At 73.6% G+C, this 20804-nt stretch carries 21 protein-coding genes; 11 read left to right on the forward strand and 10 right to left on the reverse strand.

Going from position 1 to position 20804, the window contains the following annotated elements; translation table 11 throughout:
• Window positions 1-22 precede the first annotated feature (22 nt).
• Both ACFYXV_RS02070 and ligD read right to left on the reverse strand, forming a co-directional pair.
• A complete protein-coding gene (locus ACFYXV_RS02070) occupies window positions 23-919 on the reverse strand; it encodes an ATP-dependent DNA ligase (protein WP_385462338.1) in 897 nt (298 codons plus the stop codon).
• On the reverse strand, window positions 919-1824 hold the full coding sequence (ligD, locus tag ACFYXV_RS02075) for a non-homologous end-joining DNA ligase (protein ID WP_385462313.1): 906 nt from the start codon (window positions 1822-1824) through the stop codon (window positions 919-921). Before ligD ends, ACFYXV_RS02070 begins: the two co-directional genes overlap by 1 nt.
• 31 nt (window positions 1825-1855) lie before the next feature.
• Here ligD and ACFYXV_RS02080 point away from each other — a divergent pair, with 31 nt between their 5' ends.
• A complete protein-coding gene (locus ACFYXV_RS02080) occupies window positions 1856-2947 on the forward strand; it encodes a Ku protein (RefSeq protein WP_389381818.1) in 1092 nt (363 codons plus the stop codon).
• A gap of 21 nt (window positions 2948-2968) precedes the next feature.
• Here ACFYXV_RS02080 and ACFYXV_RS02085 read toward each other — a convergent pair whose 3' ends face one another.
• Window positions 2969-3526: a PaaI family thioesterase gene (locus tag ACFYXV_RS02085; RefSeq protein ID WP_389381819.1), complete on the reverse strand. Its 558-nt coding sequence runs from the start codon at window positions 3524-3526 to the stop codon at window positions 2969-2971.
• A 107-nt stretch (window positions 3527-3633) separates the two neighbouring features.
• Between ACFYXV_RS02085 and ACFYXV_RS02090 the strand changes: the two genes are divergently transcribed.
• The gene (locus ACFYXV_RS02090) at window positions 3634-4593 is read left to right on the forward strand and encodes a GlxA family transcriptional regulator (protein ID WP_385462304.1); all 960 of its coding nucleotides are present in this window, start codon (window positions 3634-3636) and stop codon (window positions 4591-4593) included.
• Here ACFYXV_RS02090 and ACFYXV_RS02095 read toward each other — a convergent pair.
• Entirely contained in the window at window positions 4590-5453 is an 864-nt protein-coding gene (locus ACFYXV_RS02095; protein WP_385462301.1) for a nuclease-related domain-containing protein, read from the reverse strand. The two genes, ACFYXV_RS02090 and ACFYXV_RS02095, sit on opposite strands and share 4 nt — an antisense overlap.
• A gap of 182 nt (window positions 5454-5635) precedes the next feature.
• Here ACFYXV_RS02095 and ACFYXV_RS02100 point away from each other — a divergent pair, with 182 nt between their 5' ends.
• The 3 genes from ACFYXV_RS02100 (at window position 5636) to ACFYXV_RS02110 (ending at window position 8390) form a co-directional block, all read left to right on the forward strand.
• Complete coding sequence (locus tag ACFYXV_RS02100; protein ID WP_385462298.1) at window positions 5636-6238, forward strand: hypothetical protein; 603 nt, start codon at window positions 5636-5638, stop codon at window positions 6236-6238.
• 110 nt (window positions 6239-6348) lie between these two features.
• Window positions 6349-7125 carry a hypothetical protein gene (locus tag ACFYXV_RS02105; RefSeq protein WP_389381820.1) on the forward strand — a complete coding sequence of 259 codons (777 nt, stop codon included), beginning with the start codon at window positions 6349-6351 and terminating at the stop codon, window positions 7123-7125.
• A 5-nt stretch (window positions 7126-7130) separates the two neighbouring features.
• Entirely contained in the window at window positions 7131-8390 is a 1260-nt protein-coding gene (locus tag ACFYXV_RS02110; RefSeq protein WP_389382106.1) for an ATP-binding protein, read from the forward strand.
• A 2-nt stretch (window positions 8391-8392) separates the two neighbouring features.
• On the opposite strand, the gene ACFYXV_RS02115 is transcribed toward ACFYXV_RS02110, so the two are convergent.
• Genes ACFYXV_RS02115 through ACFYXV_RS02125 form a run of 3 tightly spaced genes read right to left on the reverse strand, consistent with a single transcriptional unit; the run spans window position 8393 to window position 10369 of the window.
• Window positions 8393-8683: a hypothetical protein gene (locus tag ACFYXV_RS02115; protein WP_389381822.1), complete on the reverse strand. Its 291-nt coding sequence runs from the start codon at window positions 8681-8683 to the stop codon at window positions 8393-8395.
• A 10-nt stretch (window positions 8684-8693) separates the two neighbouring features.
• Window positions 8694-9410: a TetR/AcrR family transcriptional regulator gene (locus ACFYXV_RS02120; protein ID WP_053689378.1), complete on the reverse strand. Its 717-nt coding sequence runs from the start codon at window positions 9408-9410 to the stop codon at window positions 8694-8696.
• 29 nt (window positions 9411-9439) lie between these two features.
• Entirely contained in the window at window positions 9440-10369 is a 930-nt protein-coding gene (locus ACFYXV_RS02125) for a diiron oxygenase (protein WP_385462289.1), read from the reverse strand.
• A 170-nt stretch (window positions 10370-10539) separates the two neighbouring features.
• Here ACFYXV_RS02125 and ACFYXV_RS02130 point away from each other — a divergent pair, with 170 nt between their 5' ends.
• Complete coding sequence (locus tag ACFYXV_RS02130; protein ID WP_385462286.1) at window positions 10540-11670, forward strand: ferritin-like domain-containing protein; 1131 nt, start codon at window positions 10540-10542, stop codon at window positions 11668-11670.
• Between the two features lie 9 nt (window positions 11671-11679).
• On the opposite strand, the gene ACFYXV_RS02135 is transcribed toward ACFYXV_RS02130, so the two are convergent.
• Both ACFYXV_RS02135 and ACFYXV_RS02140 read right to left on the reverse strand, forming a co-directional pair.
• Window positions 11680-13149 (reverse strand): penicillin-binding transpeptidase domain-containing protein, encoded by a 1470-nt coding sequence (locus ACFYXV_RS02135; protein WP_389381823.1) that lies wholly within the window; start codon window positions 13147-13149, stop codon window positions 11680-11682.
• Window positions 13146-14516 (reverse strand): FtsW/RodA/SpoVE family cell cycle protein, encoded by a 1371-nt coding sequence (locus tag ACFYXV_RS02140; protein WP_385462280.1) that lies wholly within the window; start codon window positions 14514-14516, stop codon window positions 13146-13148. The genes ACFYXV_RS02135 and ACFYXV_RS02140 overlap by 4 nt, the downstream gene beginning before the upstream one ends.
• A 95-nt stretch (window positions 14517-14611) precedes the next feature.
• Here ACFYXV_RS02140 and ACFYXV_RS02145 point away from each other — a divergent pair, with 95 nt between their 5' ends.
• The 5 genes from ACFYXV_RS02145 (at window position 14612) to ACFYXV_RS02165 (ending at window position 19582) form a co-directional block, all read left to right on the forward strand.
• Window positions 14612-15001, forward strand: a complete 390-nt coding sequence (locus ACFYXV_RS02145) for a DUF6325 family protein (protein ID WP_385462277.1) — start codon at window positions 14612-14614, stop codon at window positions 14999-15001.
• The gene (locus ACFYXV_RS02150) at window positions 15001-15348 is read left to right on the forward strand and encodes a hypothetical protein (protein ID WP_385462274.1); all 348 of its coding nucleotides are present in this window, start codon (window positions 15001-15003) and stop codon (window positions 15346-15348) included. Before ACFYXV_RS02145 ends, ACFYXV_RS02150 begins: the two co-directional genes overlap by 1 nt.
• Window positions 15349-16316: 968 nt before the next feature.
• A complete protein-coding gene (locus ACFYXV_RS02155) occupies window positions 16317-16895 on the forward strand; it encodes a hypothetical protein (protein ID WP_389381824.1) in 579 nt (192 codons plus the stop codon).
• Window positions 16882-17880 (forward strand): helix-turn-helix domain-containing protein, encoded by a 999-nt coding sequence (locus ACFYXV_RS02160; protein ID WP_389381825.1) that lies wholly within the window; start codon window positions 16882-16884, stop codon window positions 17878-17880. Before ACFYXV_RS02155 ends, ACFYXV_RS02160 begins: the two co-directional genes overlap by 14 nt.
• Before the next feature lie 160 nt (window positions 17881-18040).
• The gene (locus tag ACFYXV_RS02165; protein WP_389381826.1) at window positions 18041-19582 is read left to right on the forward strand and encodes an NlpC/P60 family protein; all 1542 of its coding nucleotides are present in this window, start codon (window positions 18041-18043) and stop codon (window positions 19580-19582) included.
• Here the strand turns inward: ACFYXV_RS02165 and ACFYXV_RS02170 are convergent.
• Window positions 19471-20793, reverse strand: coding sequence for a styrene monooxygenase/indole monooxygenase family protein (locus ACFYXV_RS02170; protein WP_389381827.1), 1323 nt, complete (start codon window positions 20791-20793; stop codon window positions 19471-19473). The two genes, ACFYXV_RS02165 and ACFYXV_RS02170, sit on opposite strands and share 112 nt — an antisense overlap.
• Window positions 20794-20804: the final 11 nt, after the last annotated feature.

The raw sequence follows: 20804 nt of genomic DNA on the forward strand, positions 1-20804 counted from the left end.
CCACGGCGCGGGTCGCGGGGTGTCAGGGTTCCGTCCGCAGCCGCAGCACCTCGGGCGGCGGGTGCCGGGCCGTCGAGGGGTGGCGGACCTCGGCCGTCAGCGGCGGATCGAGCGGGCGGTAGGGCACCTCGCCGAGCCCGATCGCGGTGACCGTGGCCCCGGCCGGGGTACGGGCGGGGCCGTCGCGCTCCGCCACCTCCGCCGCCACCTCCGCGCGCAGCGCGGCCGTCAGCGGGCTCGACACCAGCGGGGTCTCGTCCCCGACCGGCAGGACGAGGACCAGGGCGAGCGGGCGGCGCGGGGTGCCGGTGTACCCGACCACCGCCGCGTCCCGGACCTCCGTGTGCCGCAGCTTCTGCCAGCCGCGCCGGCCCGCCGGGTACGTCTGGTCCAGCCGTTTGACCACCAGGCCCTCGATACCGCTGGCGGGCAGGGTCTCGTACCACGTGGCGGCCAGCTCCGGGTCGGTCGTCATCGGGACCGGTTGCAGCGGCGGGCCCAGCGGGAGCAGCAGGTCGACCAGGAGCGCCCGGCGGCGCTCGTACGTGCGCCCGCGCACGTCCAGCCCGGCCAGTTCGAGCACGTCGAAGGCCGCGTACGAGGCCGGCAGGCTCTGGGCGAGCACGGCGGCCCGCGCGGCCGAGGCCGCCGCCGCCCGGCGCTGGACGAGCGCGAAGTCGGTGCGGCCGGCGTGCCAGATCACCACCTCGCCGTCGAGGACGGTCTCGGCGGGCAACCGCCGGGCCGCGGCCGCCAGATCGGGGAAGGCCGCGGTCACGATGCGGCCGGATCTCGCCTGGAGCACCACCTCCTCGGCGGTGCGCACGATGACCAGGCGGTGGCCGTCGAACTTCGGCTCGTACGCCAGGCCGGCCCCGCGCGGGAGGGTGCGTACGGTGGCGGCGAGCGCGACGCGGATCACGGCCGGCCCCCGGGGGGTGCGGGCAGCCGGCGGGCGCGGCCGGGGTCGGTCAGCGGGGCGAAGAGGTCCCCGTCGCGCTCCAGCCTCGGCGGGATGTCGTCGGCGAGGAAGACCAGGTCGGCGGGGGTGCGGCAGGCCGCGACCTCCTCCCAGGAGACGGGTGCGGAGACCGTGGGCCGGGCCCGCGCGCGCAGCGTGTAGGGGGCGGCGGTGGTCTTGGCGGCGGCGTTCTGGCTGTGGTCGACGAAGACCTTGCCGGGGCGCAGGGCCTTGGCCATGCGGTGCAGGGCGAGGTCGGGGAGAGCGCGTTCGGCCTCCTGGGCCAGGCCCTTCGCGTACGCCGACACCCGGTCGGACGGGGTCGGTTCCAGGGCCGCGGCCAGGTGCACGCCCTTGGAGCCGGAGGTCTTGGCGTACGTCTCCAGGCCGTCGGCGGCCAGGCGTTCGCGCATCCACAGCGCGACGGCACAGCACTCGACGGCGGTGGCGGGGGCACCCGGGTCGAGGTCGATGATCAGCCGGTCGGCGAGGGCCGGGCCGCCGGCCGGCCACTGGGGGGTGTGGAACTCGACGACGAGGTTGGCGGCCCACATGAGGGAGGCCAGGTCCGCGATGACCACCTGTTCGGCGGAGAGGTCCTCGGAGCGGGGCACGGGGGTGGTCCTCACCCAGTCGGGGGTGCCGGGCGGCGGGTTCTTCGTGAAGAAGAGCTGCCCGTCCGGGCCGTCGGGATAGCGCAGGAACGACACCGGCCGGTCGTGGATGTGGGCCAGCAGCGAGGGCGCGACGGTGGCGTAGTAGTGCAGCACCTCGCCCTTGGTGAAACCGGTCTCGGGGTACAGGACCTTGTCGAGGTTGGAGAGCGGGATGCGACGCCCCTCCACCATGGTGATCGGCGTCATACGATGAGACTGCCATGAATCGGGAGGAACCGTGCGATCCATCTGGAACGGGGCGATCTCCTTCGGCTTGGTCAGCATTCCGATCAAGCTGGTGAACGCCACAGAGAGCCACTCGATCTCCTTTCGCCAGATCCACCTGGGCGACGGCGGACGGATCCGCTACCGCAAGGTGTGCGAGCTGGACGGCGAGGAGGTGGCCACCGCCGAGATCGGCAAGGGGTACGAGGAGGCGGACGGGTCGATCATCCCGATCACGGACGAGGACCTGGCGCAGCTGCCGATCGCCACGGCGAAGACGATCGAGATCGTGTCGTTCGTACCGGCGGACGAGATCGATCCGCTGCAGATGGACGCCGCGTACTACCTCGCGGCGAACGGGCCGACGGCGGCGAAGCCGTACACGCTGCTGCGGGAGGCGCTGAAGCGGAGCCGGAAGGTCGCCATCGCCAAGTACGCGCTGCGGGGGCGGGAGCGGCTGGGCATGCTGCGGGTGGTCGACGACGTGATCGCGATGCACGGGCTGCTGTGGCCGGACGAGATCCGGGTGCCGGAGGGGGTGGCTCCGGAGGGGAAGGTGTCGGTGCGGGAGGCCGAGCTGGACCTGGCGGACGCGCTGATGGCGACGTTGGGCGAGGTGGAGATGGACTCCCTGACGGACGAGTACCGGGAGGCCGTGGAGGCGATGGTCTCGGCGAAGTCGCAGGGTGCGTTCGAACCTCCGGCGGAGGCCGAGGTGGAGCCGGCCGGAGGGAAGGTCATCGACCTGATGGCGGCGCTGGAGAAGAGCGTGAACGCGGCGAAGGCCTCGCGGGGGGAGGCGACGGAGGCGCAGGTCACCCCGATCCGCCGGAAGACGGCGGCGGCGCCGAAAACGGTGGGCGGGAAGAAGTCCACGTCCGCGGCGAAGAAGACGGCCGCCGGTACGGGGAAGTCCGCGTCGGCGAAGTCCACCGCGGCCAAGTCCACCGCGGCCAAGCCGGCCCCGGCCAGGTCGACGGCGGCCGGGGCGACCAAGTCGACGGCGACGAAGTCCACCGCCAAGTCCACGTCGAAGGCGGCCTCGGCCAAGAAGACCGCCGCCGCGGCGAAGAAGGCGGCGCCGCGCAAGCGGGCTTCGGCCTGAGGGACCGCCGGGGGAGGCCGGTCAGGGCCGCAGGATCACGCAGGTGGTCGTGGCGTGCGCGTACAGCTTGCCGTCCTCGGCGCCGATCACCCGGGCCTCGGCCGTCGCGGTGGTCCGCCCCACGTGCAGGGCCGTGCCCTCGCACCGCAGCGTGGGCGTCCGCGCCAGCACCGGGCGGATCATGTGCACCCCCAGCTGCACGGTCGTGTACGTGGTGCCCGCCGGGAGCCGGGTCATCACGGCCGAGCCGAGCGCCGAGTCGAGGAGCGTGGCGAGGAACCCCCCGTGCACCGTCCCCATCGGGTTGAGGAGGTGGTCGCCCGGATCCCCCTCGAAGACGACGGAGCCCTCCTCGGCCTCCGCCAGCCGGAAGCCCAGCGTGCTCATGATCGAAGCCTCGGGAAGGTCGCCCTTGAGGCAGGCCCGGAGGATCTCCAGGCCGCTCATGCCCAGGATCTCCGGGGTGGGCTCGGGGCGCGAGTGCCAGGTGTGGGTGCGGGAGCGGTCGGCGGGCGCGGGAGCAGGTGCGGGAGCGGCGGTGCCGGTGCCGGTGTGCGGGGTGGTCCGGGGCGTGGTCATGAGCCGAGCCTAGGCGCGCCCCGCGCGCCGCGGGAGTGACGGATCCGGCACCTTGCACACCGATTCCGACAGCACCGCACCCGCCTCCCGCCCGCTAGGGTTGCCGGGTGAAAACCGCAGTGCTGGTCCTCGACGGGGTGTTCGACTCCGGCGTCTCGGCCGTCCTCGACGTCCTGCACACGGCCAATGCCCTGCGCGGCCGGCTGCCGGGTGCCCCGCCGCCCGCCTTCGACATCCGTACCGTCGGCGTCCGGCGCACGGTCCGCACCGGCCTGGGCCACCGGATCGACACCGAGCCCGCGCGCACCGCCGAGGACGCCGACCTCCTCGTCGTTCCCGCCCTCATGGAGCGCCGCCCCGAGGCTCTGGTGGAGACGGTGTCCTCCGCCGGGCACCGCACCGCACGCCGGCTGCTCTCCGAGGCCCGTGAACGCCGGACCCCCCTCGCCACGTCCTGCACCGGAACGTTCCTGCTCGCCGAGTCCGGGGTGCTGGACGGCCGCCGGGCCACCACCAGTTGGTGGCTGGCCCCGGTTTTCCGTGAGCGCTACCGCGAGGTCGTCGTGGACGAGACGCGGATGGTCACCACCTCGGACGGGATCACCACCGCCGGGGCCGCGTTCAGCCACCTCGACCTCGCGCTGGCGATCGTGGGGATGCGCAGCCCCGCCCTCGCCGACCTCGTGCGGCACTACCTCGTGGTCGACGACCGGGCCTCGCAGGCCGCGTACGCCATCCCCAGCGCCCTGGCCCGGCACGATCCGCTGGTGGCCGCCTTCGAGCAATGGGTACGGGCCCGCATCGCGGAGCCGCTGTCCATCGCCGAGGCGGCCCGCGACCTCGGAGTCAGCGAACGCACCCTCCAGCGCACGGTCGCCCGTACGCTCGGCTGCCCGCCGATCCGGCTGGTGCAGGACCTGCGGGTGGAGCAGGCGGAGCACCTCCTGCGCACCACCGGCCTGCCGCTGGCGGCGGTGGCCCGCCGGGTCGGCTACGAGAGCCCGGGCGCCCTGCGGGCCCTGCTGCGCCGCCGCCTCGGCAAGGGGCCCCGCGCGCTGCGCCCTTAGGAGGTCTTCCCGGGCCGCCGGCCGGTGAACGATCGCGACCGCGGGCGGGGCCGGTGCGGGAGGGGCGGGAGCCAGGAGCGGGTGTCGCGGGCCTGGGTGAACAGGGCTTCGACGTCCGGGGGTTTGAGGGTGGCCGGGGCGGACGCGAGGTGCGCCGCGGCCGTCGCCGGCTCCAGGACGCGGATGTCGCGGACCGTCGGGGCCACCTCGACGCGCGAGGCGTCGACGAGGGCCAGGGCCGGCAGCACCGGGGCCGCGAGAGCCCGGGTGGCCGCCGCGGCCGCCCGGCGTATCCAGCGCGGGTCCGGGCGCGGCTCGGTGCGGCCCACCGTCAGCAGCAGGTCCCCGATCGCCGCGCGCTGCCTGCGCCCCGGGAGCGTGCGGACGCAGAAGATCCCCGCCGGACCCATGAGCAGGTGGTCGATGCGGCCGAGGCCCGGGAGCGGGACGCCGTGCAGGACCCGCCAGCCCTCCGGTTCCAGGGAGTCGAGGAGGTCGCCCATGCGCTGCTGGGCCGTCAGGTCCTGGCGGAGCCGGTGCCGGCTCCGGGTGCCCGCCGAGCCGTGTTCCAGTTCGCCCAGCAGGGGTTCGCCGGGGCGGTTCGGGGCCAGGTCCTCGTCCGGCGGGAGGGCGAGTCTGCGCAGGTCGGCCGGTGAGGGCACCGGCGGCGGACCGACCGTGAACGGGCCGGCGATGTACGGGCGCAACGCCGCCACGACCGCTTCGCGGTGCTGGTCGGCGAGCACGCTGATCCGGTTGGTCTGCCGGTCGTACCAGGCCACCGCCTGGCCGTCGGGCAGGTTGACGTAGAGCCGGCCGCGGCCGGGGCGGCCGCTCGGAAGCACCTTGAGTCCACGCATGGACCTCACCCCCCGCCGTACATGGGAGCAGCCCGGACGGCTCCCGGCAATCCCCCGGCGGAGTTCTCGGCCGTGTAACAGCTTCTACGGAACTCCGCCGGGTGCCTGTTACATGCTCATCGCGGTACTGACACAGCGGACTCCTAGGTTTGTCGCACCTGGACCGGACCGAAGGACTTCCCGTGAGCACCGTCGACCGCCGCACTCTCGTACGAGCCGCCGCAGTGACCGCCTGCGCCGGAACCCTCCTCGCGCTGCCCGCCGCCGCCGCCCTCGCCGAGGGGGTGCCCGCCGCTTCGGCGGCGCGCTCGGCGGGTGCGCCCCGGACCCTGGTCAAGAGCCTCGCCCTCGCGGACGGCGCCTCCAGGGCGAACGTCTACCGGGTCGCCGCGGGCGGCTTCCAGGCGGACATCCTGACCGCCGAGGGCGCCAGGGCGGCCACCCTGACCAGCCGCGACGGCCTGGCCGGCTTCGGCGGTTCCGGCCCGCTGCACGCGGCGCTCCAGCCCGACGGACGGCTCTCCTCCTGGGTCGGCGAGACGGGCGCCGCGGCCGGCCGCACCGCCACGGCGGTCTCCGACGGGTACAAGACCGGGGTCCGCGACGGCCGGGTCGTGCAGGCCTCGGCCGGGCACGCCCGCACGTTCGCCGGCGGAACCCTGGACACGCTGGCCGACGGGCCGGGCGACGGCGTCCTGCTGCTCGCCGCGGGCGGCGGGATCGCGGCCGTGGGCGCGGCCGGGCTCGGCTTCGCCATGCTGCGCCGGGGCCGGACCGGGGGCTGAGCCGCGAGGCCGCTCAAGATCGTCCCGAACCGGTCATATCTCCGCATAAGGTTAAGATTCGCTCGCCGATAATGAGGCGTGGTACCCGTGGAGAGGAGGCCGAGCCGGCCGTGCGTACGTTGACCTTCCCGGTCGCCGCCTCCCGGGCCCGCCCGCGGCACCGGTCCCGCGCCGCGCTGCTCGCCTTCCCGCTGCTCCCGCTGCTGCCCCTGCTCGCGGGGTGCGGTGACACCGGCGGGCTGGTGGCCGCCGGTGCGACCCCGACCGCGAGCGGGCCCGTCCACCTGTGGCCCTCGCACCGGGGGGCCTCCGTACCGCCCGCCGATCCCGGGGGCGCGCCGCCGGAGTACGTGCGGGGGCTGGCGCCCGTGACGAACCAGAACGTGCACGAGGTCGACCCGGTGGCCCTCGTCCGCGCGGAGCTCGCCGCCCACCCGAACACCGAGGTCGGGCCGGACGGGATGCCCCCGGAGACCGTCGCCGCGATCAAGGGGTGCGGGAAGGCGGGGCAGTCGCCCGGGACCTGCCCGGTACTGGCCCCGTACTACCGGGACCTGACGGGCAACGGCCGCGACGAGCTCGTCGTCGGCATCGAGCTGCCGGACCGGATGATGTCCGTACGGGCCTACACGGCGGATCCGGACGGGCGCCTCAACCGGATCATGGCGACGACGCAGACCGTCGTCGCCGTGGACCTGGCCGGGCGGGACGTGGTCCTGCGGGTGCCGAGCGGTCATCCGGGCTACGAGCTGATCACCGCGTGGTCCTGGGACGAGAAGCAGCGGACGATGCTGCCGACGCGCGAGCAGATCGTACGGCTGCCGGGCAGGGCGCAGGGCCCCGCCCCGTCGGCCCCGCCGACGCCGTCCGCCGAGGCGGCCCCGTGAGGTGGCTGCGGCGCCGGCTGCCCTCCTGGACGGCGACGCTGACCTGGAAGTCCGGACTGTTCATCGTCGTCATGTGCTGCTCGCTCGCGGCCGTGCTCGGCGCGCTGGTGCACGTGCAGGTCACCCGGCAGACCGTCGCCGCCGCGCGGGACAAGGCCCTGGAGCGGCTGCAGGACGTCTCCCGCGACTACGAGGCCGGCGAGGCGCTGCGGCCCGGCACGGGCATCGACCCGGCGGGACTGCCCCCGCGGCTGCGGGCGCTGGCCCTGTCCGGTCAGCGCGCCACGATGGTGGCCGAGTACCGGGGCCGGCCGACGATGTGGGCGGCGGCCCCGGCGGACGGCAAGGTGCTGGCCGCGACCGTGGACTACTCGCAGAGCGCGCGGACCATCAACGGCCTGGACAACGCCATCATCGGCTCGTCCGTGCTCGCCATCGGCGGGACGCTGCTCGTGGGCGCCTTCGCGGTGACCCGGGTGACGCGGCGGCTGCACCAGACGGCGAGCGTGGCCCGGCGGATCACGCGGGGCGACCTGGACGCGCGCGTGGACGATCCGCGCACCAACGACCCCGCGCGCCACCAGGACGAGGTGGCGACCGTGGCCGGAGCGCTCGACACCATGGCCGGAACCCTGCAGGCGAAGCTGCTGAGCGAGCAGCGGTTCACGGCGGACGTCGCCCACGAGCTGCGCACTCCGCTGACGGGCCTGCAGGCGGCGTCGGAACTGCTGCCGGAGGGGCGGGCGACCCAGATGGTCCGGGAGCGGGTGCGCACCATGCGCGGGCTGACCGAGGACCTGCTGGAGATCTCGCGCCTGGACTCGGGGCGCGAGGTGGTGGAGACGGACCTGCACCAGCTGGGGCGCCTCGCGCGGCGGGTGGTGCGGGCCTCCGGTACGGGGACGGAGGTGGTGGTCGTCCGGGACGCGCACGTGGAGACGGACCGGCGCAGGCTGGAGCGGGTGCTGGGGAACCTGGTCGCCAACGCGCACAAGCACGGGCGGGAGCCGGTGGTGCTGGCGGTGGACGGCCCGGTGGTGACCGTACGGGACCACGGCGACGGGTTCCCGGAGTACCTGGTGGCGCACGGCCCGCAGCGGTTCCGGACCACCGGTGTGGGCACGGGCAAGGGCCACGGGCTCGGCCTGACCATCGCGCTGGGCCAGGCGGAGGTGATCGGCGCGCGGCTGGAGTTCCGGGCCGCGCCCGGCGGCGGGGCGCTGGCCGTCCTGACCCTCCCCGGACCCGCGCCGGACACCGTCTAGCGCTACGGAGCGCCCTCCCCCTGCGGGGTCGGCTTCGTCTTCGTCCAGGGCCAGCGGAGCTTGGGCTTCCGGCCGGAGGGGGTGTACGTGTACTTCCAGCCCTTCTGGAGGTGCAGCCGCTTCGAATAGCCCGACGGGACCCGCTCGTACAGCAGGACCGTCGGGGGGCCGCCGTCGGCCGCCGGGACCGGGATCTCGTACCACTTCGGCGGGTGGCCGGTCGGGCCGAGGAGGATCGGCAGGACCCGCCCGTCCATCGGACCGCCCTCGAAGGGCGTGCGTTCGCTTCTCACCCCACCAGTGTCACAGCAGGTGGGCGGCCTCGGAGACCACCGGGATCACACGGCGGGCCAGGACCCCGACCGGGCCGTCCGCCGATTCCAGGGCCAGCGCGGCGCGCGCCGCGGCGGCCGTTTCCGGGTCGGTGGCGGCGGTCGCCGTCAGGAGGGCTATGAACTGGTCGACCAGCCAGTCGCGCAGGGCCGAGACCTCCGGCTGCTTGCCCTCGTCGATCCAGATCAGGGAGGCGGCCTCGACCGCGGTGATCCAGGTGCGGACCATCATCCGCAGCCGCGGGCCGGGGGCCGGGACGGCCAGGTGGTAGAGGATCTGCTGGGCGGCGGCCCGGCGGATGCCGTCCACCGTGGCCGTCGTACGGGAGGTCTCGACGACGCTTCCGCCCTGGAGGAGGGCCGAGAAGCCGGCGTCGTGCTCGTCGACGAAGGCCAGGTAGCGGTCCAGCGCGCGGGAGAGCCGCTGGGTGAGCGGTCCGGCCTGGGGTTCGGCGAAGCACTGCTCCAGCAGGTCGGCCGCCGAGCGCAGGGCGGCCTCGTACAGCTGCTGCTTGCCGCCCGGGAAGTAGCGGTAGACCAGGGGCCGCGAGACGCCCGCCGCCTCGGCGACGTCGTCGAGCGAGACCTCCTCCGGGGCCCGGTGCGCGAACAGCGACAAGGCGGCGTCGAGGAGCTGGGCCCGCCGCTCCTCGACGCTCAGCCTGCGGTACGCGCGTACGGTCGTCATGCCCGCAGGGTAGCCCCGAAACAGCCGGTTCAGGCGAGGAGTCCCGAGCTCTTCCAGAGCCTGCGGCCGACACCGCGCAGGACGCCGATGTCGTCGAGGAAGTCCGTGAGCCGCTTGGCGCCCGTCTGCATGACCTCGCGCCGGTGGCCGCTCGCCTGGACCTGGGCGAGGGCTTCGCGCCGGTCGAGGCCGATGTTCTCGTAGACCTTCGGGTTGACGAAGGCCAGCGAGAAGACGCGGGCCGCCTGGCCGCAGCTGACGCGGGTCAGCTCCTGCTCCCAGCGCGGGGCGGTCAGCATCTGGCGGCGCAACTCCTCGCGGGCGTAGCGGACGTGCCGGGCCTCCTCGATGACGTGGATGCGGGTGACCCCGCGCACGAGGGGCTGGATGCGCTCGTCCGGGAAGGTGAGGCGCTGCATCCAGTCGAGGATCTCCTCGCCGAGGAGGGTGCAGGCGAAGGAACCGGGGGTGGTGGAGACGGTCTTGAGGATCCGGGCGAGGTTGTGGTTGGTGCGGGAGACCGGGTAGGCGGGGGCGCCGGCCTTCTGGATCATGCGGGCGAACATCATGGAGTGGCGGCACTCGTCGGCTATCTCGGTGAGTGCGTAGCGGACGTGATTGCTGGTCAGGGACTTGTCGTAGATGTGCCGGACCATCAGCTGCATCAGGATGATCTCGAACCAGATGCCGAGCGAGCCGAGGGCCGCCGCCTCGTGGCGGGAGAGGTCGATGCGCTGCTCCTCGCCCATCTTCTTCCACAGCGGGGTGTCGTAGAGGGAGAGCAGCTCGGGCGGCCAGTAGTACTTGCCGTCGATGGGCGGGGCGTCCCAGTCGAGTTCCCTGTCGGGGTCGAAGGAGTGCTTGGCCGAGGATTCGAGCAGTCGCGCGGCGATCTCTTCGCGGTCCTTGAGGAGGCCGAGCGCGTCCTGCAGCGCGCCTCGATCGGTCACGGTCGTCATGGCTTTCGGATACCTCGCTCATCGGGTTACCGGCGGTCAGTACTTATGAGACTGCTTGTCAGCAAGACCGTCAATCCCCTGCGCACGACTTGTTGACCCCGCGTCTACCAACGTGTGACGCTGCCAACCATCCAGTCCTGTACGGAAGTACACGAGCCGAGGGGGCGTCAGTGTCGACGCACGAGCTCTACACCAAGGACCCGGGCGCGAAGGCCTGGGAGGTTCCGGCCTCCGGCGCGGCGCGCTTCAGCTGGGAAGCCATGTTCGTCGGCCAGGAGAACGGCTCGGGCCGCGAGCGGCTCCTCGCCCTCTACCAGAAGGGCAAGGACAAGCAGTGGGACGGCGCCAAGCGCATCGACTGGGAGCTGGAGGTGGACCCGTACAACCCGCTCGGCACCCCGGACGAGGCGCTGACCCTGTACGGCACCCGGCACTGGTCCAAGCTCACCGAGAAGGACAAGGGCGAGCTGCGCCGGCACTACACCGCCTGGAACTTCAGCCAGTTCCTCCACGGTGAGCAGGGCGCGATGGTGTGCGCGGCGCGGATCGTGGAATCCGTGCCGGACCTGGACGCGAAGTTCTACTCCGCGACCCAGACGATGGACGAGGCCCGGCACGCCGAGGTCTTCGGCCGTTTCCTGCACGAGAAGGTCGGGATGCTCTACCCGATCAACGACAACCTCCGGGCGCTGCTCGGCGACACCCTGCGCGACTCCCGCTGGGACATGCCGTACCTGGGCATGCAGGTGCTCATCGAGGGGCTGGCGCTGGCGGCCTTCGGGATGATCCGCGACACGACCGACAAGCCGCTGCCGAAGCAGATCCTGGCGTACGTGATGCAGGACGAGGCCCGGCACGTGGCCTTCGGACGGATGGCGCTGCGCGACTACTACAAGCAGTTGACGGACGCCGAGCTGCGCGAGCGCGAGGAGTTCGTGATCGAGGGCTGCCACCTGATGCGGGACCGGCTGCGCGGGGTGGAGGTGCTGGAGAACTTCGGCATCCCGCGCAAGGAGGCCGAGGAGTTCACCGAGCAGTCGGAGTTCCTGCACCTGTTCCGGAAGCTGCTGTTCAGCCGGATCGTGCCGTGCGTGAAGGACATCGGGCTGTGGGGCGAGCGGCTCCAGAAGGCGTACCTGGACATGGGCGTCTTCGAGATGGGCGACTCGAACCTGGACCTGCTGATGAGCCAGGACGAGGAGATCGCCGAGGTACTGGACCGCGAACGCTTCGCGGCGGAGGAGGCGGACCGGGTGGCGGAGGTCGGGGCCGCGATCGCCGAGGGGGCGGATCCCGCGTAGGAGGATCCCTCAGCGCTTCGCCGGTGCGGCGAGCGCGGCCTCCATCACCGCCCGGGCGATCGGGGCCGCCGCGCCGTTTCCGCTGATGTCCCCGCGGCGCGCCTCGGCGTCCTCGACGACCACCGCCACCGCCACCCCCGGCAGCGGAGCGTCCTGCGCCTTGGCCCAGCCGATGAACCAGGCGTACGGGGTCCCCGCGTTCCCCACCCCGTGCTGGGCGGTGCCGGTCTTGCCGCCCACCACCGCGCCCGGGATCGCGGCATTGCGCCCGGTCCCGTTCTCCACCACCGCCACCATCATCTCCTGCAGCCGCAGCGCCGTCGCCGGGCTCATCGCCCGGCCCAGGCCGTGCTGCCCCCCGCGCCGGACCTGGTCCCCGTCGTCCTGGGTGGTCCGCTCGACCAGGTACGGGGAGTCGAGCTCGCCGCCGTTCGCGACCGCCGCCGCCACCATCGCCATCTGCAGCGGCGTGGCCCGCGTGTTGAACTGCCCGATCGAGGAGAGCGCCAGCTGGTCCGGGCTCATGTCGGTGTCGAAGTTCGACCGGGACACCCAGGCCGGCACCCGCAGCCCCTCCCCGTTGAAGCCGAACCGGCGCGCCGCGTCCACCATCGCGCGCAGCCCGACCCGCACCCCGATCTTCGCCATCACCGTGTTGCAGGACCACTGCACCGCCTCGGCCATCGAGGCGTCCTGGCAGCCGCTGCCCGCGTTCGGCAGCAGGGTGCTGGTGCCGGGCAGCGGGTAGGGGTCGGGGGTCTGCGTGGGGGCGTCCACATCGTCGACCACGCCCGTGTCCAGGGCCGCGGCCGCCGTCACGATCTTGAAGGTGGAGCCGGGCGGGTACGTCTCGCGCAGCGCCCGGTTCAGCATCGGCCGGGCGGGGTCCGCGTTCAGCCGGGCCCAGGCCGCCTTGACGGGCCCGCCGGTGCCGGAGAGCGCCGCCGGATCGTACGAGGGACTGCTGACCAGCGCGAGGATCCGCCCGGTGGCGGGCTCCAGGGCGACCGCGGCGCCGCGCCGGCCCGCGAGCCCGGCGTACGCCGCCCGCTGCGCGCCGGCCCGTACGGTCGTCTCCGCGTTCCCCCCGGACGGGCGGCCGCGGGCCAGGTCGTACCAGAGCGGGAAGGCGGAGAGCCCCGGATCGGTGCCGGCGAGGATCGCGTCCTCGGCGCGCTCCAGCAGGCTGGTCCCGTAGGTCTGCGAGGAGAACCCGGTGACCGGTGCGTAGAGCGGGCCGTTCGCGTACGTCCGCTCGTAGCGCAGCAGTTGCCCGCTGTCCCGGGATCCGGTGACGGGCCGGCCGTCGACCAGGATGTCCCCGCGGGGCTCGGCGTAGCGCTCGATGGCGGGCCGCTTGTTGGCCGGGTTCGCCCCGTACGCGGCGGCCTCCCAGACCTGCACGCGGGCCACGTTGACGAGCAGGGCGGTGAACAGCAGGGCGCAGAACCAGGCGCACCAGCGGATGTAGCGGATCACGCGGGGGCCTCCTCGGGGGGACGCGGCCTGCGGGCGCTGTCGCCGAGCCGGACGAGCAGCGCGACGATGACCCAGTTGGTGACGACGGAGGAGCCGCCCTGGGCGAGGAAGGGCATGGCCATGCCGGTGAGCGGGATCAGCCCCGTGACTCCCCCGGCGATGACGAACACCTGGAGCGCGACGATCGAGGCGAGCCCGGTGGCGAGCAGGCGCCCGAAGGGGTCGCGCAGTGCCAGCCCGGCGCGGAAACCCCGGTGGACCAGGAGTCCGTAGAGCAGCAGGATCGCGGTGATCCCGACGAGGCCCAGCTCCTCGCCGGCCGTGGCGAGGATGAAGTCCGACTTGGCGGCGAAGCCGATGAGGAAGGACTGGCCGTGGCCGAGCCCGGAGCCGAGGAGTCCGCCTGCGGCGAAGGCGAAGAGGGACTGGGCGAGCTGGCCGGGGCCCTCGCCCCTGTCGATGGAGGCGAAAGGATTCAGCCAGTCCTCGACGCGGCTGTGCACGTGCGGCTCGAAGGTCCCGACCGCGTACGCGCCGACGGCGGCGAGCAGCAGCCCGATCGCGATCCACCCGATCCGGCCGGTGGCGGTGAACAGCATGATCACGAACAGCCCGAAGAAGAGCAGCGAGGTCCCCAGGTCCCTTTCCAGGACCAGCAGTCCGACGCTGAGCAGCCAGATCGCGAGGATCGGCCCGAGCACCCGGCCGGGCAGGAGGCGCAGCTTCCAGAACAGGCGCCGCCCGGTGAGGGCGAGGGCGGTGCGGTTGGCTGCCAGGTAGGCGGCGAAGAAGACGGCGAGCAGGATCTTGGCGAACTCGCCGGGCTGGAAGGAGAGTCCGGCGAACCGGATCCAGATGTGGGCGCCGTTGACTGCTGGGAAGAACACGGGGACGAGCATCAGCGCGAGTGCGGCGGCCACGGAGACGTACGCGTACCTCTGGAGCACGCGGTGGTCGCGCAGCAGGACCACGACGAGCACGAAGAGTGCCACGCCCAGCGCCGACCAGCGCACTTGGTCACCGGCGGTGAGGTGGGCGGGGGTGGTCGCGTCGAGGCGCTGGATCAGGACCAGGCCGAGGCCGTTGAGCAGTACGGCGATGGGGAGGACGAGCGGATCGGCGTACGGGGCGCGGAAGCGGACGGCGAGGTGCGCGAGCAGGGCCGCTCCGGCGAGCCCGGCGGCGTAGCGGCCTGCGGGCTCGGGGGTGCGGCCGGTGGTGGCGAGGGCGACGTAGTGGTGGCCGAGGACGCAGATGAGGACGGCTCCGGCGAGGAGCGTCAGCTCGACGCCTCTGCGCGTGGACGCGGAGCCGTCGGGGCGCGGGGGCGGCGCGGGCTCCGCCACCTCTGCCGTCAGAGCGGTCATATCGGAAACGTAGCAAGCGGACGGATGGTATGTCCGCTTATGTCATAGAGTGCCGAGGAGTAGTCAGAATCGGTCACGAGTGGGAGCGGCGAGACATGGGACCAGTGGAATTCATCGTCCTGGCCTTCCCGGAGGAGCAGCTGCGGGTACCCGCGGTCGAGGCCGTGATGGGGCTGCGCAAGGCGGGGGTCGTACGGCTGATCGACGGGCTCGTGGTCACGAAGACGGCGGGGGGCGAGGTGCTGGCGGCGGAGTTCGACGCGTTCATGGAGCTCCAGGGACTGCTGCGGCACCGGGAGGCCGCGCGGCTGATCGGAGCGGAGGACGTCGCGGAGTCGGCCGGCCTCCTCGAACACGGCAGCTGCGCGCTGCTGCTGCTCGTGGAGCACGTGTGGGCCGAGGACGCGGCGATCGCGGTACGGGCGGCGGGCGGCCGGATCGCAGGCTCGGTCCGGATCCCGCCGGAGCGGACGGAGGCGGCCTGATGTTCATCCGCCCGATCGGCACGCGAGTGGAACCGGCCGACCGCCCCACGGGCCACCCCCTCCTCCAGGGACTGCTGTCCCGGGCCGCGGGGGGCGCGGCCCCGGCAGCCGGTGCGCCCGGGCGGGCGAAGGCCGGACCGGAGTCCGATGCGGCCGGGGCGAAGGCCGACCCCGAGTCGGCCGGGGCGAAGACCCCGGAGGCCCGGAGCGGCACCGCCCGCCCGGACGCGGAGCCCCCGCGACAGGGGCTGGCCGCGGAACTGGCGCAGCTGGCGAACCTGGCCCGGGAGGGCCTGCTCACCCCCCAGGAGTTCAAGGAGGCGAAGGCCCGCCTCCTCCGGCCCTGACCGGCCGGCGCCGGGCGGGGGACGCCCGCCGACCCGATGGAGCGCGGTCCGGCGGCAGGGCTTTGGGCACTGCCCTACGGAGGGCGAAGTCCGGCGGCCGGGATGCGAGCAAGTGCTCGATTTCCGGACTGCAGTACGACTCCGGCAGGCCGACGCTCGCGCCCGGTCCGGGTGAGGTCGATCACATGTGTCGCCTTGTGTGAGAGGCGGGCTGCGGGTTGTTCACAGATGACCCTTCCGCGGGGATGTTCCAGGACGAACCGGGCGGAACGGCTTTTCGCACAAGGGATGTCTGCCGCAGGATTTTCCGCCCCCCTGCTCGCGCAGGGGGGCGCCAAGATGCACTCAGGCCATGAGATGCCTCTTGAACGCGGCCAGTTGGAGCTGAACCGCGTCCCCATGGTGGCGTGCCACCGGGGGGTTTTGGGTGCGAATCGGGGCCTGACGGACAGGTCCGTGCGCAAGCCTGAAGAATCGCAACAATTAAACAATACCTCTGACCTGCGGGATCTTCCGTGTGAAGGCCGCCTCCATGGTCAATTCTTTGGGCTTCTTCTCACTCGCCTGGCGCTGCGGCCCCTCCGGGAGGGCGCCCGGCGGCTCGGGCCGCTTTACCAGACTCCTGCTGATCGCGGCGTGAGGACCACTCGGAGTGTCGCGGCGGAACGGGTTGTTCACAAACGCACGAAGCGGCTTGGCGGTGCGGTGGCGTATCCATGCGGAGGGACGCATAGGGCAGACTGATGTACGCGCGCAAAAGCCCGGAGGATCCCCTTCCTCCGCCGGGGGAGTTGGAGCTCCCGATCCGGCCGGCCACCGCCCGCCCTAACTGAATACACAAGCACTCAGGCCGAGTTACGCCCCTGCACGGAACCCCTCCGCGCAGGGGCGGGCGAGGGCGCTCCGCAGACAGGCGGGGCGCCCTCGTTCGTACCCCTGCGGTCCATGACCGCCGTCTAGGAGTTGAGATGCCTAGGACCCCCCGTTCCCCTCGCAGGCGCCGGCTGGCGATCGCCGCAGCCGTGGCCAACGGTGCCGGCACAGCCGCCGGAACCACCGCCCACTTCATGGGATGCGACCCCGACACCTCCGTCTCGGTCGGCGTCCTCGTCAGCGCCACCGTCGGCGACCTCCTCAAGCAGTGGGCGTCCGCCGAGGCCGAGGACCCCGCCGACACGTCCGGGACCGACACCCCCGAGCACACTCCCGAGTCCGGGCCGCACCGCCCCGCCGGAGGCGCCGGGCGGGACGCCACCACCCCGTCCGGCACGCGGTCCGCCGCCCCGGGGGCGACCGGCTCGCCCGTCCCCGCCATCGGGCAGGCCCGCCGGCCCGGGCGTGCCGGGCGGCGCCACGCCCGCTGCGCCCACCCCCCGGCACCGGCCGGCACCGTACCGGCCGCGCTCCCGCTGCCCCGCGCCGCTCCGGCCGCGCCCCGGCACGCCGGTCACCGGCACCTGCACCGCGGCGCCCAGAAGTTCGTTCGGCGCGCCCACGGCCGTGCCCGCCCCGGCCGGGAGGTGACGGGGTCCGGTGGCGAGGCCTGAGAAGGAGATCCCGCCCGAGGCGCTGATGGAGGTGGCGGAGCTCGCCCGCGAACTGCGGGCGCTCCGCCGCCGCAGCAACCTCACCTACCGCGAGCTGGCCTCGACCTCGCACTACTCCGCCGCGGCCCTGTCCCTGGCCGCGTCGGGGCAGCGCGCCCCGAAGTGGGAGGTGGTCGAGGCGTTCGTACGCGGCTGCGGCTACAGCGGAGACCTGCGCTCCTGGCGCCGGATCCACCGCTGGGCCCTGGCGAGCGAAGCCGGGAGGAAGGCGCGCGAGGACGTCGGGTCCGCCGGCGACACGGCCGAGGGCGACGCCGACACCTCCGCCAGTGCCGACACGGACGCAGTCACCGAGGCCCCCTCGCCCTTCCCGGCACCCGCGGACGGCCTCCTCGCCCTCGTGCAGCAGTTCGTCGAGACCCACCCCCGCGACGAGCTGCAGCGGGTCACGAGCCCCACCGTGGACCGCGTCCACACCGCGCTGGCGCTGTGCACCACCGCGCAGGACGTGCTGTCCGTCATGCGCGAACTGGTCGCCGACAAGGGGCTGACCATCGCCACGCTGGAGAAGCGCAGCGGCCGGATCTACCAGATCTCGGCCGCGACGTTCACCGCCGTCCTCAACGGCAAGGACCTCCCCACCACGGAGTTCCTGCACATCTTCCTCACCATCTGCGGAGTCGAGGAGGAGCGCACCTTGATCTGGCACCACACGGTGACCCGTATCAAGATCGCCGCCCTGAGGCACCGTCCGTCGCCGCCCCCCGCGGCTGCGCCGGTGTCCGCGGAGACACCGGACCGGCTCGTGTCCATCGTGCGCCTGGTGTGGCTGCTCCTCCTCGGCGTCGTCGTCGGGGTGAGCGTCGGGCTGCTCACCTTCACCGCCACGCAGTCCATCAGTACGGGGACCGCGGTGGGCATAGCGTTCACCACGCTCATCCCGGTGATCGTGCGCTCGATCAGCACGAAGGTGTGGGACAGGTGAACCGGCACTGAGGACGGGCCTCCACCCACGGGTGGAGGCCCGTCCCGCTCCCGCTGGGCCGGACGGGTGGGCGTGGGGAACCGGCCGCCCCTGGTGGGGGATTTGTCATACCGGGCGTGGCAGCATCGGCCGCCTGGAGGTGATCACATTGTCACGCCGCGTGCTCCGTACCGCCTGTATCGCCGCCCTGTTCGTGTCGGCCGCGCCGCTCCCCGTCACCCACGCCGGATCCCTGCCCGGCTTCCTCTCGGAGCCGGCCGCCGCCACGACCCCGCAGACCCGCGCGACGGCGGAGGCCGCCGCCCGGCAGACCCCGATGGCGGCCGCCCGGCACGCCCCGACGGCCGCCACCCCGCACCGCAGTCCGGGCGCACCAAGTGCCGCCGACCGGCTGGCCGGCCATGCCGTCGTCGGCTCCGCCCCGCAGGCCGGCTCGGCACCCACCCCGCAGGACCCCGGCCCGGGAAGTCCCGGCGACGCGGCGGGCGGCGGCTTGGCGGACGGCTCCGCCGCGCAGGACGGCGTCGCGCCGGAGGGCGGGGCGCAGGACGGCGTCGCGCCGGACGGTGGGGCCGAGGCGCTCCAGGGCCTCGGCGTGGGGGAGTTGCTCGCCCGGCTGCAGAGGCTCTACCGGGAGGCGGAAGCCGCCGCCGAGGGGTACAAGGCCACCGAAGTCGCACTCAAGGAGGGGCAGGACGAGGAGCGCCGGCTCAGCACCGAGCTCGCGAAGGCCCGTACCGCCCTCGGCGCCGAGAAGGCCGCCGCCGGCCGGGTGGCCCGGGCCCAGTACCAGGGCGCCGGCGGCATCTCCCCGTACGCCCGCATGCTGCTCACCGGCGACCCCCAGGCCGCCCAGGACCAGCGGCGGATCGCCGCCCGCGAGGGCGCCCGCCGGGCCGGGGTGCTGGCCCGCCTCACCCGCACCGAGCGCCGCGCCGACCTCCTCGCCGGCGCCGCCCGCACGTCCCTCGACGCCCGGCAGACCCTGACCGCCCGGCGCAAGCGGGACAAGCAGCAGGTCGACCTCAAGCTCAAGCAGGTCGAGCGGGTCCTCGCCTCGCTCACCCCCGACCAGCTCACCCGGCTCGGCTCCCGCGAGGCCGCCAACACCGCCACCGCGCAGCGCGAGCTGCTGGCGTCCGGCCGGCTCGCCGCCACCCCCCGTACGCCCACGGCCGCCGGCGGCGCCGCCCTGACCTACGCCACCGAGCAGCTCGGCAAACCGTACGTCTGGGGAGCCGAGGGCCCCGGGTCCTTCGACTGCTCCGGGCTCACCTCGCAGGCCTGGGCGCACGCCGGCCGCGCCATCCCCCGGACCAGCCAGGAGCAGTGGGCGCAGCTCCCCAAGGTGCCCCTGGACGAACTGCGCCCCGGCGACCTGGTGGTCTACTTCCCCACCGCCACCCACGTGGCCCTGTACGTCGGCGACGGCAAGGTGATCCAGGCCCCGCGACCCGGCGCGAGGGTCAAGGTGTCCCCCATCGCCGCGAACCCTCTGCTCGGCGCCGTACGGCCCGACCCCGACGCGGCCCCGCTCGCCGAGTTCACCGCTCCGCCGCTTCCCGGCGAAGGGGCCGGCGACGACACCGGCTATTCGGCCGCCGAAGCCCCGGCGAGCCCCGGGACCCGCGCGCCCTCCGCGCCGTCCGCGCCTTCCGCGAGCTCCGCGGCTTCCTCGGCCTCCGCGACCTCCGCCAAGTAGTCCTCCACGTCCTGCGCGTCGTAGAAGTACCCGTCGAAGTCGGCCGGCTGGTCGAAGCCGTTGGCGAATCGATCCGCCACCGCCTGGAACCGCCCGGCCGCGCCGATCAGCTTCCGTACGTGCTCCGGCAGGCCGCCCAGCATCGCGTTCGTCCACTCGGTCACCGGCTTGCCCGTCGTGAACCAGTACCGGTCGAACGTCGCCTTCATCCACGCCTCGTCGAACGGCTTGTCCCCGTGCATCAGGATCGACGACAGGTACGAGGCCGCGCACTTCGCCGCCGCGTTCGAGCCCTGGCTGGTGATCGGGTCGTTCGCGACGACCACGTCCGCGACCCCCAGCACCACCCCGCCGCCCGGCAGCCGCCCGATCGGGTTGCGGACGACCGGCGGGTACCGCCCGGCCAGCACCGCGCCCGCGTCCGTCAGCTCCGCCTTCGCCGCCCGCGCGTACTCCCAGGGCGTGAACGTCCTCATCAGCTCCAGCGTCAGCGCCAGGTGCTCGCCCGGTTCCCGCACGCCCCTGAAGGCGTCCAGCGGGCCGCCCGGAACGCCCTCCCAGAACAGCACGTCCGCCCGTCCCGACGTCGTCAGCGTCGGCATGACGAACAGCTCGCCCACGCCCCGGACCAGATTGCAGCGCACCGCTTCCGTCCCCGGGTGCTCGGGGCGCGGCTCCAGCCCGTGCACGTACGAGACGGCCAGCGTGCGCTGCGGCGCTTCGTACGGGGAGCGGGCCGCGTCCCGCCCGAACAGCGACACCAGTTCGCCCTTGCCCGCCGCGACCAGCACCAGGTCGTACGCACGGGAGAAGAAGTCCAGGTCGGCGACGGACGCGCCGTGGACGACCAGCTGTCCGCCGCGCTGCGTGAAGACGTCGAGCCAGCCCGCCATCTTCACGCGCTGGTCGACGGACTGCGCGTACCCCTTGAGGCGGCCGAGCCAGTCGATGGGGCGCGAACCGTCCCCGGCCGCCACCGAGAAGCCGAGGCCCTCGATCCGCGGGGCCTGCCGCTCCCAGAAGTTCAGGGAGAGGTCGCGTTCGTGCCGCAGCGCCGAGTCGAACATGACCTGCGTGGACATGACCCGTCCGGTGCGGATCTCGTCCGCGGTCCGGTTGGACATGAGGGTGACCTCGTACCCCTTCGCCTGGAGGCCGAGGGCGAGCTGGAGGCCCGACTGGCCGGCCCCCACGACGAGTATCTTGCGCATCTCACGTTCTC

The organism is Streptomyces sp. NPDC002181 (assembly GCF_042890485.1).
GTDB lineage: Bacteria > Actinomycetota > Actinomycetes > Streptomycetales > Streptomycetaceae > Streptomyces.

Bases quoted from the DNA above. Each gene is read 5' to 3' on its own strand.
- ACFYXV_RS02155 (WP_389381824.1), top strand. From the start codon at position 16,317: ATGCCTAGGACCCCCCGTTCCCCTCGCAGGCGCCGGCTGGCGATCGCC.
- ACFYXV_RS02145 (WP_385462277.1), top strand. From the start codon at position 14,612: ATGGGACCAGTGGAATTCATCGTCCTGGCCTTCCCGGAGGAGCAGCTG.
- ACFYXV_RS02170 (WP_389381827.1), bottom strand. From the start codon at position 20,793: ATGCGCAAGATACTCGTCGTGGGGGCCGGCCAGTCGGGCCTCCAGCTC.
- ligD (WP_385462313.1), bottom strand. From the start codon at position 1,824: ATGACGCCGATCACCATGGTGGAGGGGCGTCGCATCCCGCTCTCCAAC.
- ACFYXV_RS02085 (WP_389381819.1), bottom strand. From the start codon at position 3,526: ATGACCACGCCCCGGACCACCCCGCACACCGGCACCGGCACCGCCGCT.
- ACFYXV_RS02125 (WP_385462289.1), bottom strand. From the start codon at position 10,369: ATGACGACCGTGACCGATCGAGGCGCGCTGCAGGACGCGCTCGGCCTC.
- ACFYXV_RS02095 (WP_385462301.1), bottom strand. From the start codon at position 5,453: ATGCGTGGACTCAAGGTGCTTCCGAGCGGCCGCCCCGGCCGCGGCCGG.
- ACFYXV_RS02150 (WP_385462274.1), top strand. From the start codon at position 15,001: ATGTTCATCCGCCCGATCGGCACGCGAGTGGAACCGGCCGACCGCCCC.
- ACFYXV_RS02120 (WP_053689378.1), bottom strand. From the start codon at position 9,410: ATGACGACCGTACGCGCGTACCGCAGGCTGAGCGTCGAGGAGCGGCGG.
- ACFYXV_RS02140 (WP_385462280.1), bottom strand. From the start codon at position 14,516: ATGACCGCTCTGACGGCAGAGGTGGCGGAGCCCGCGCCGCCCCCGCGC.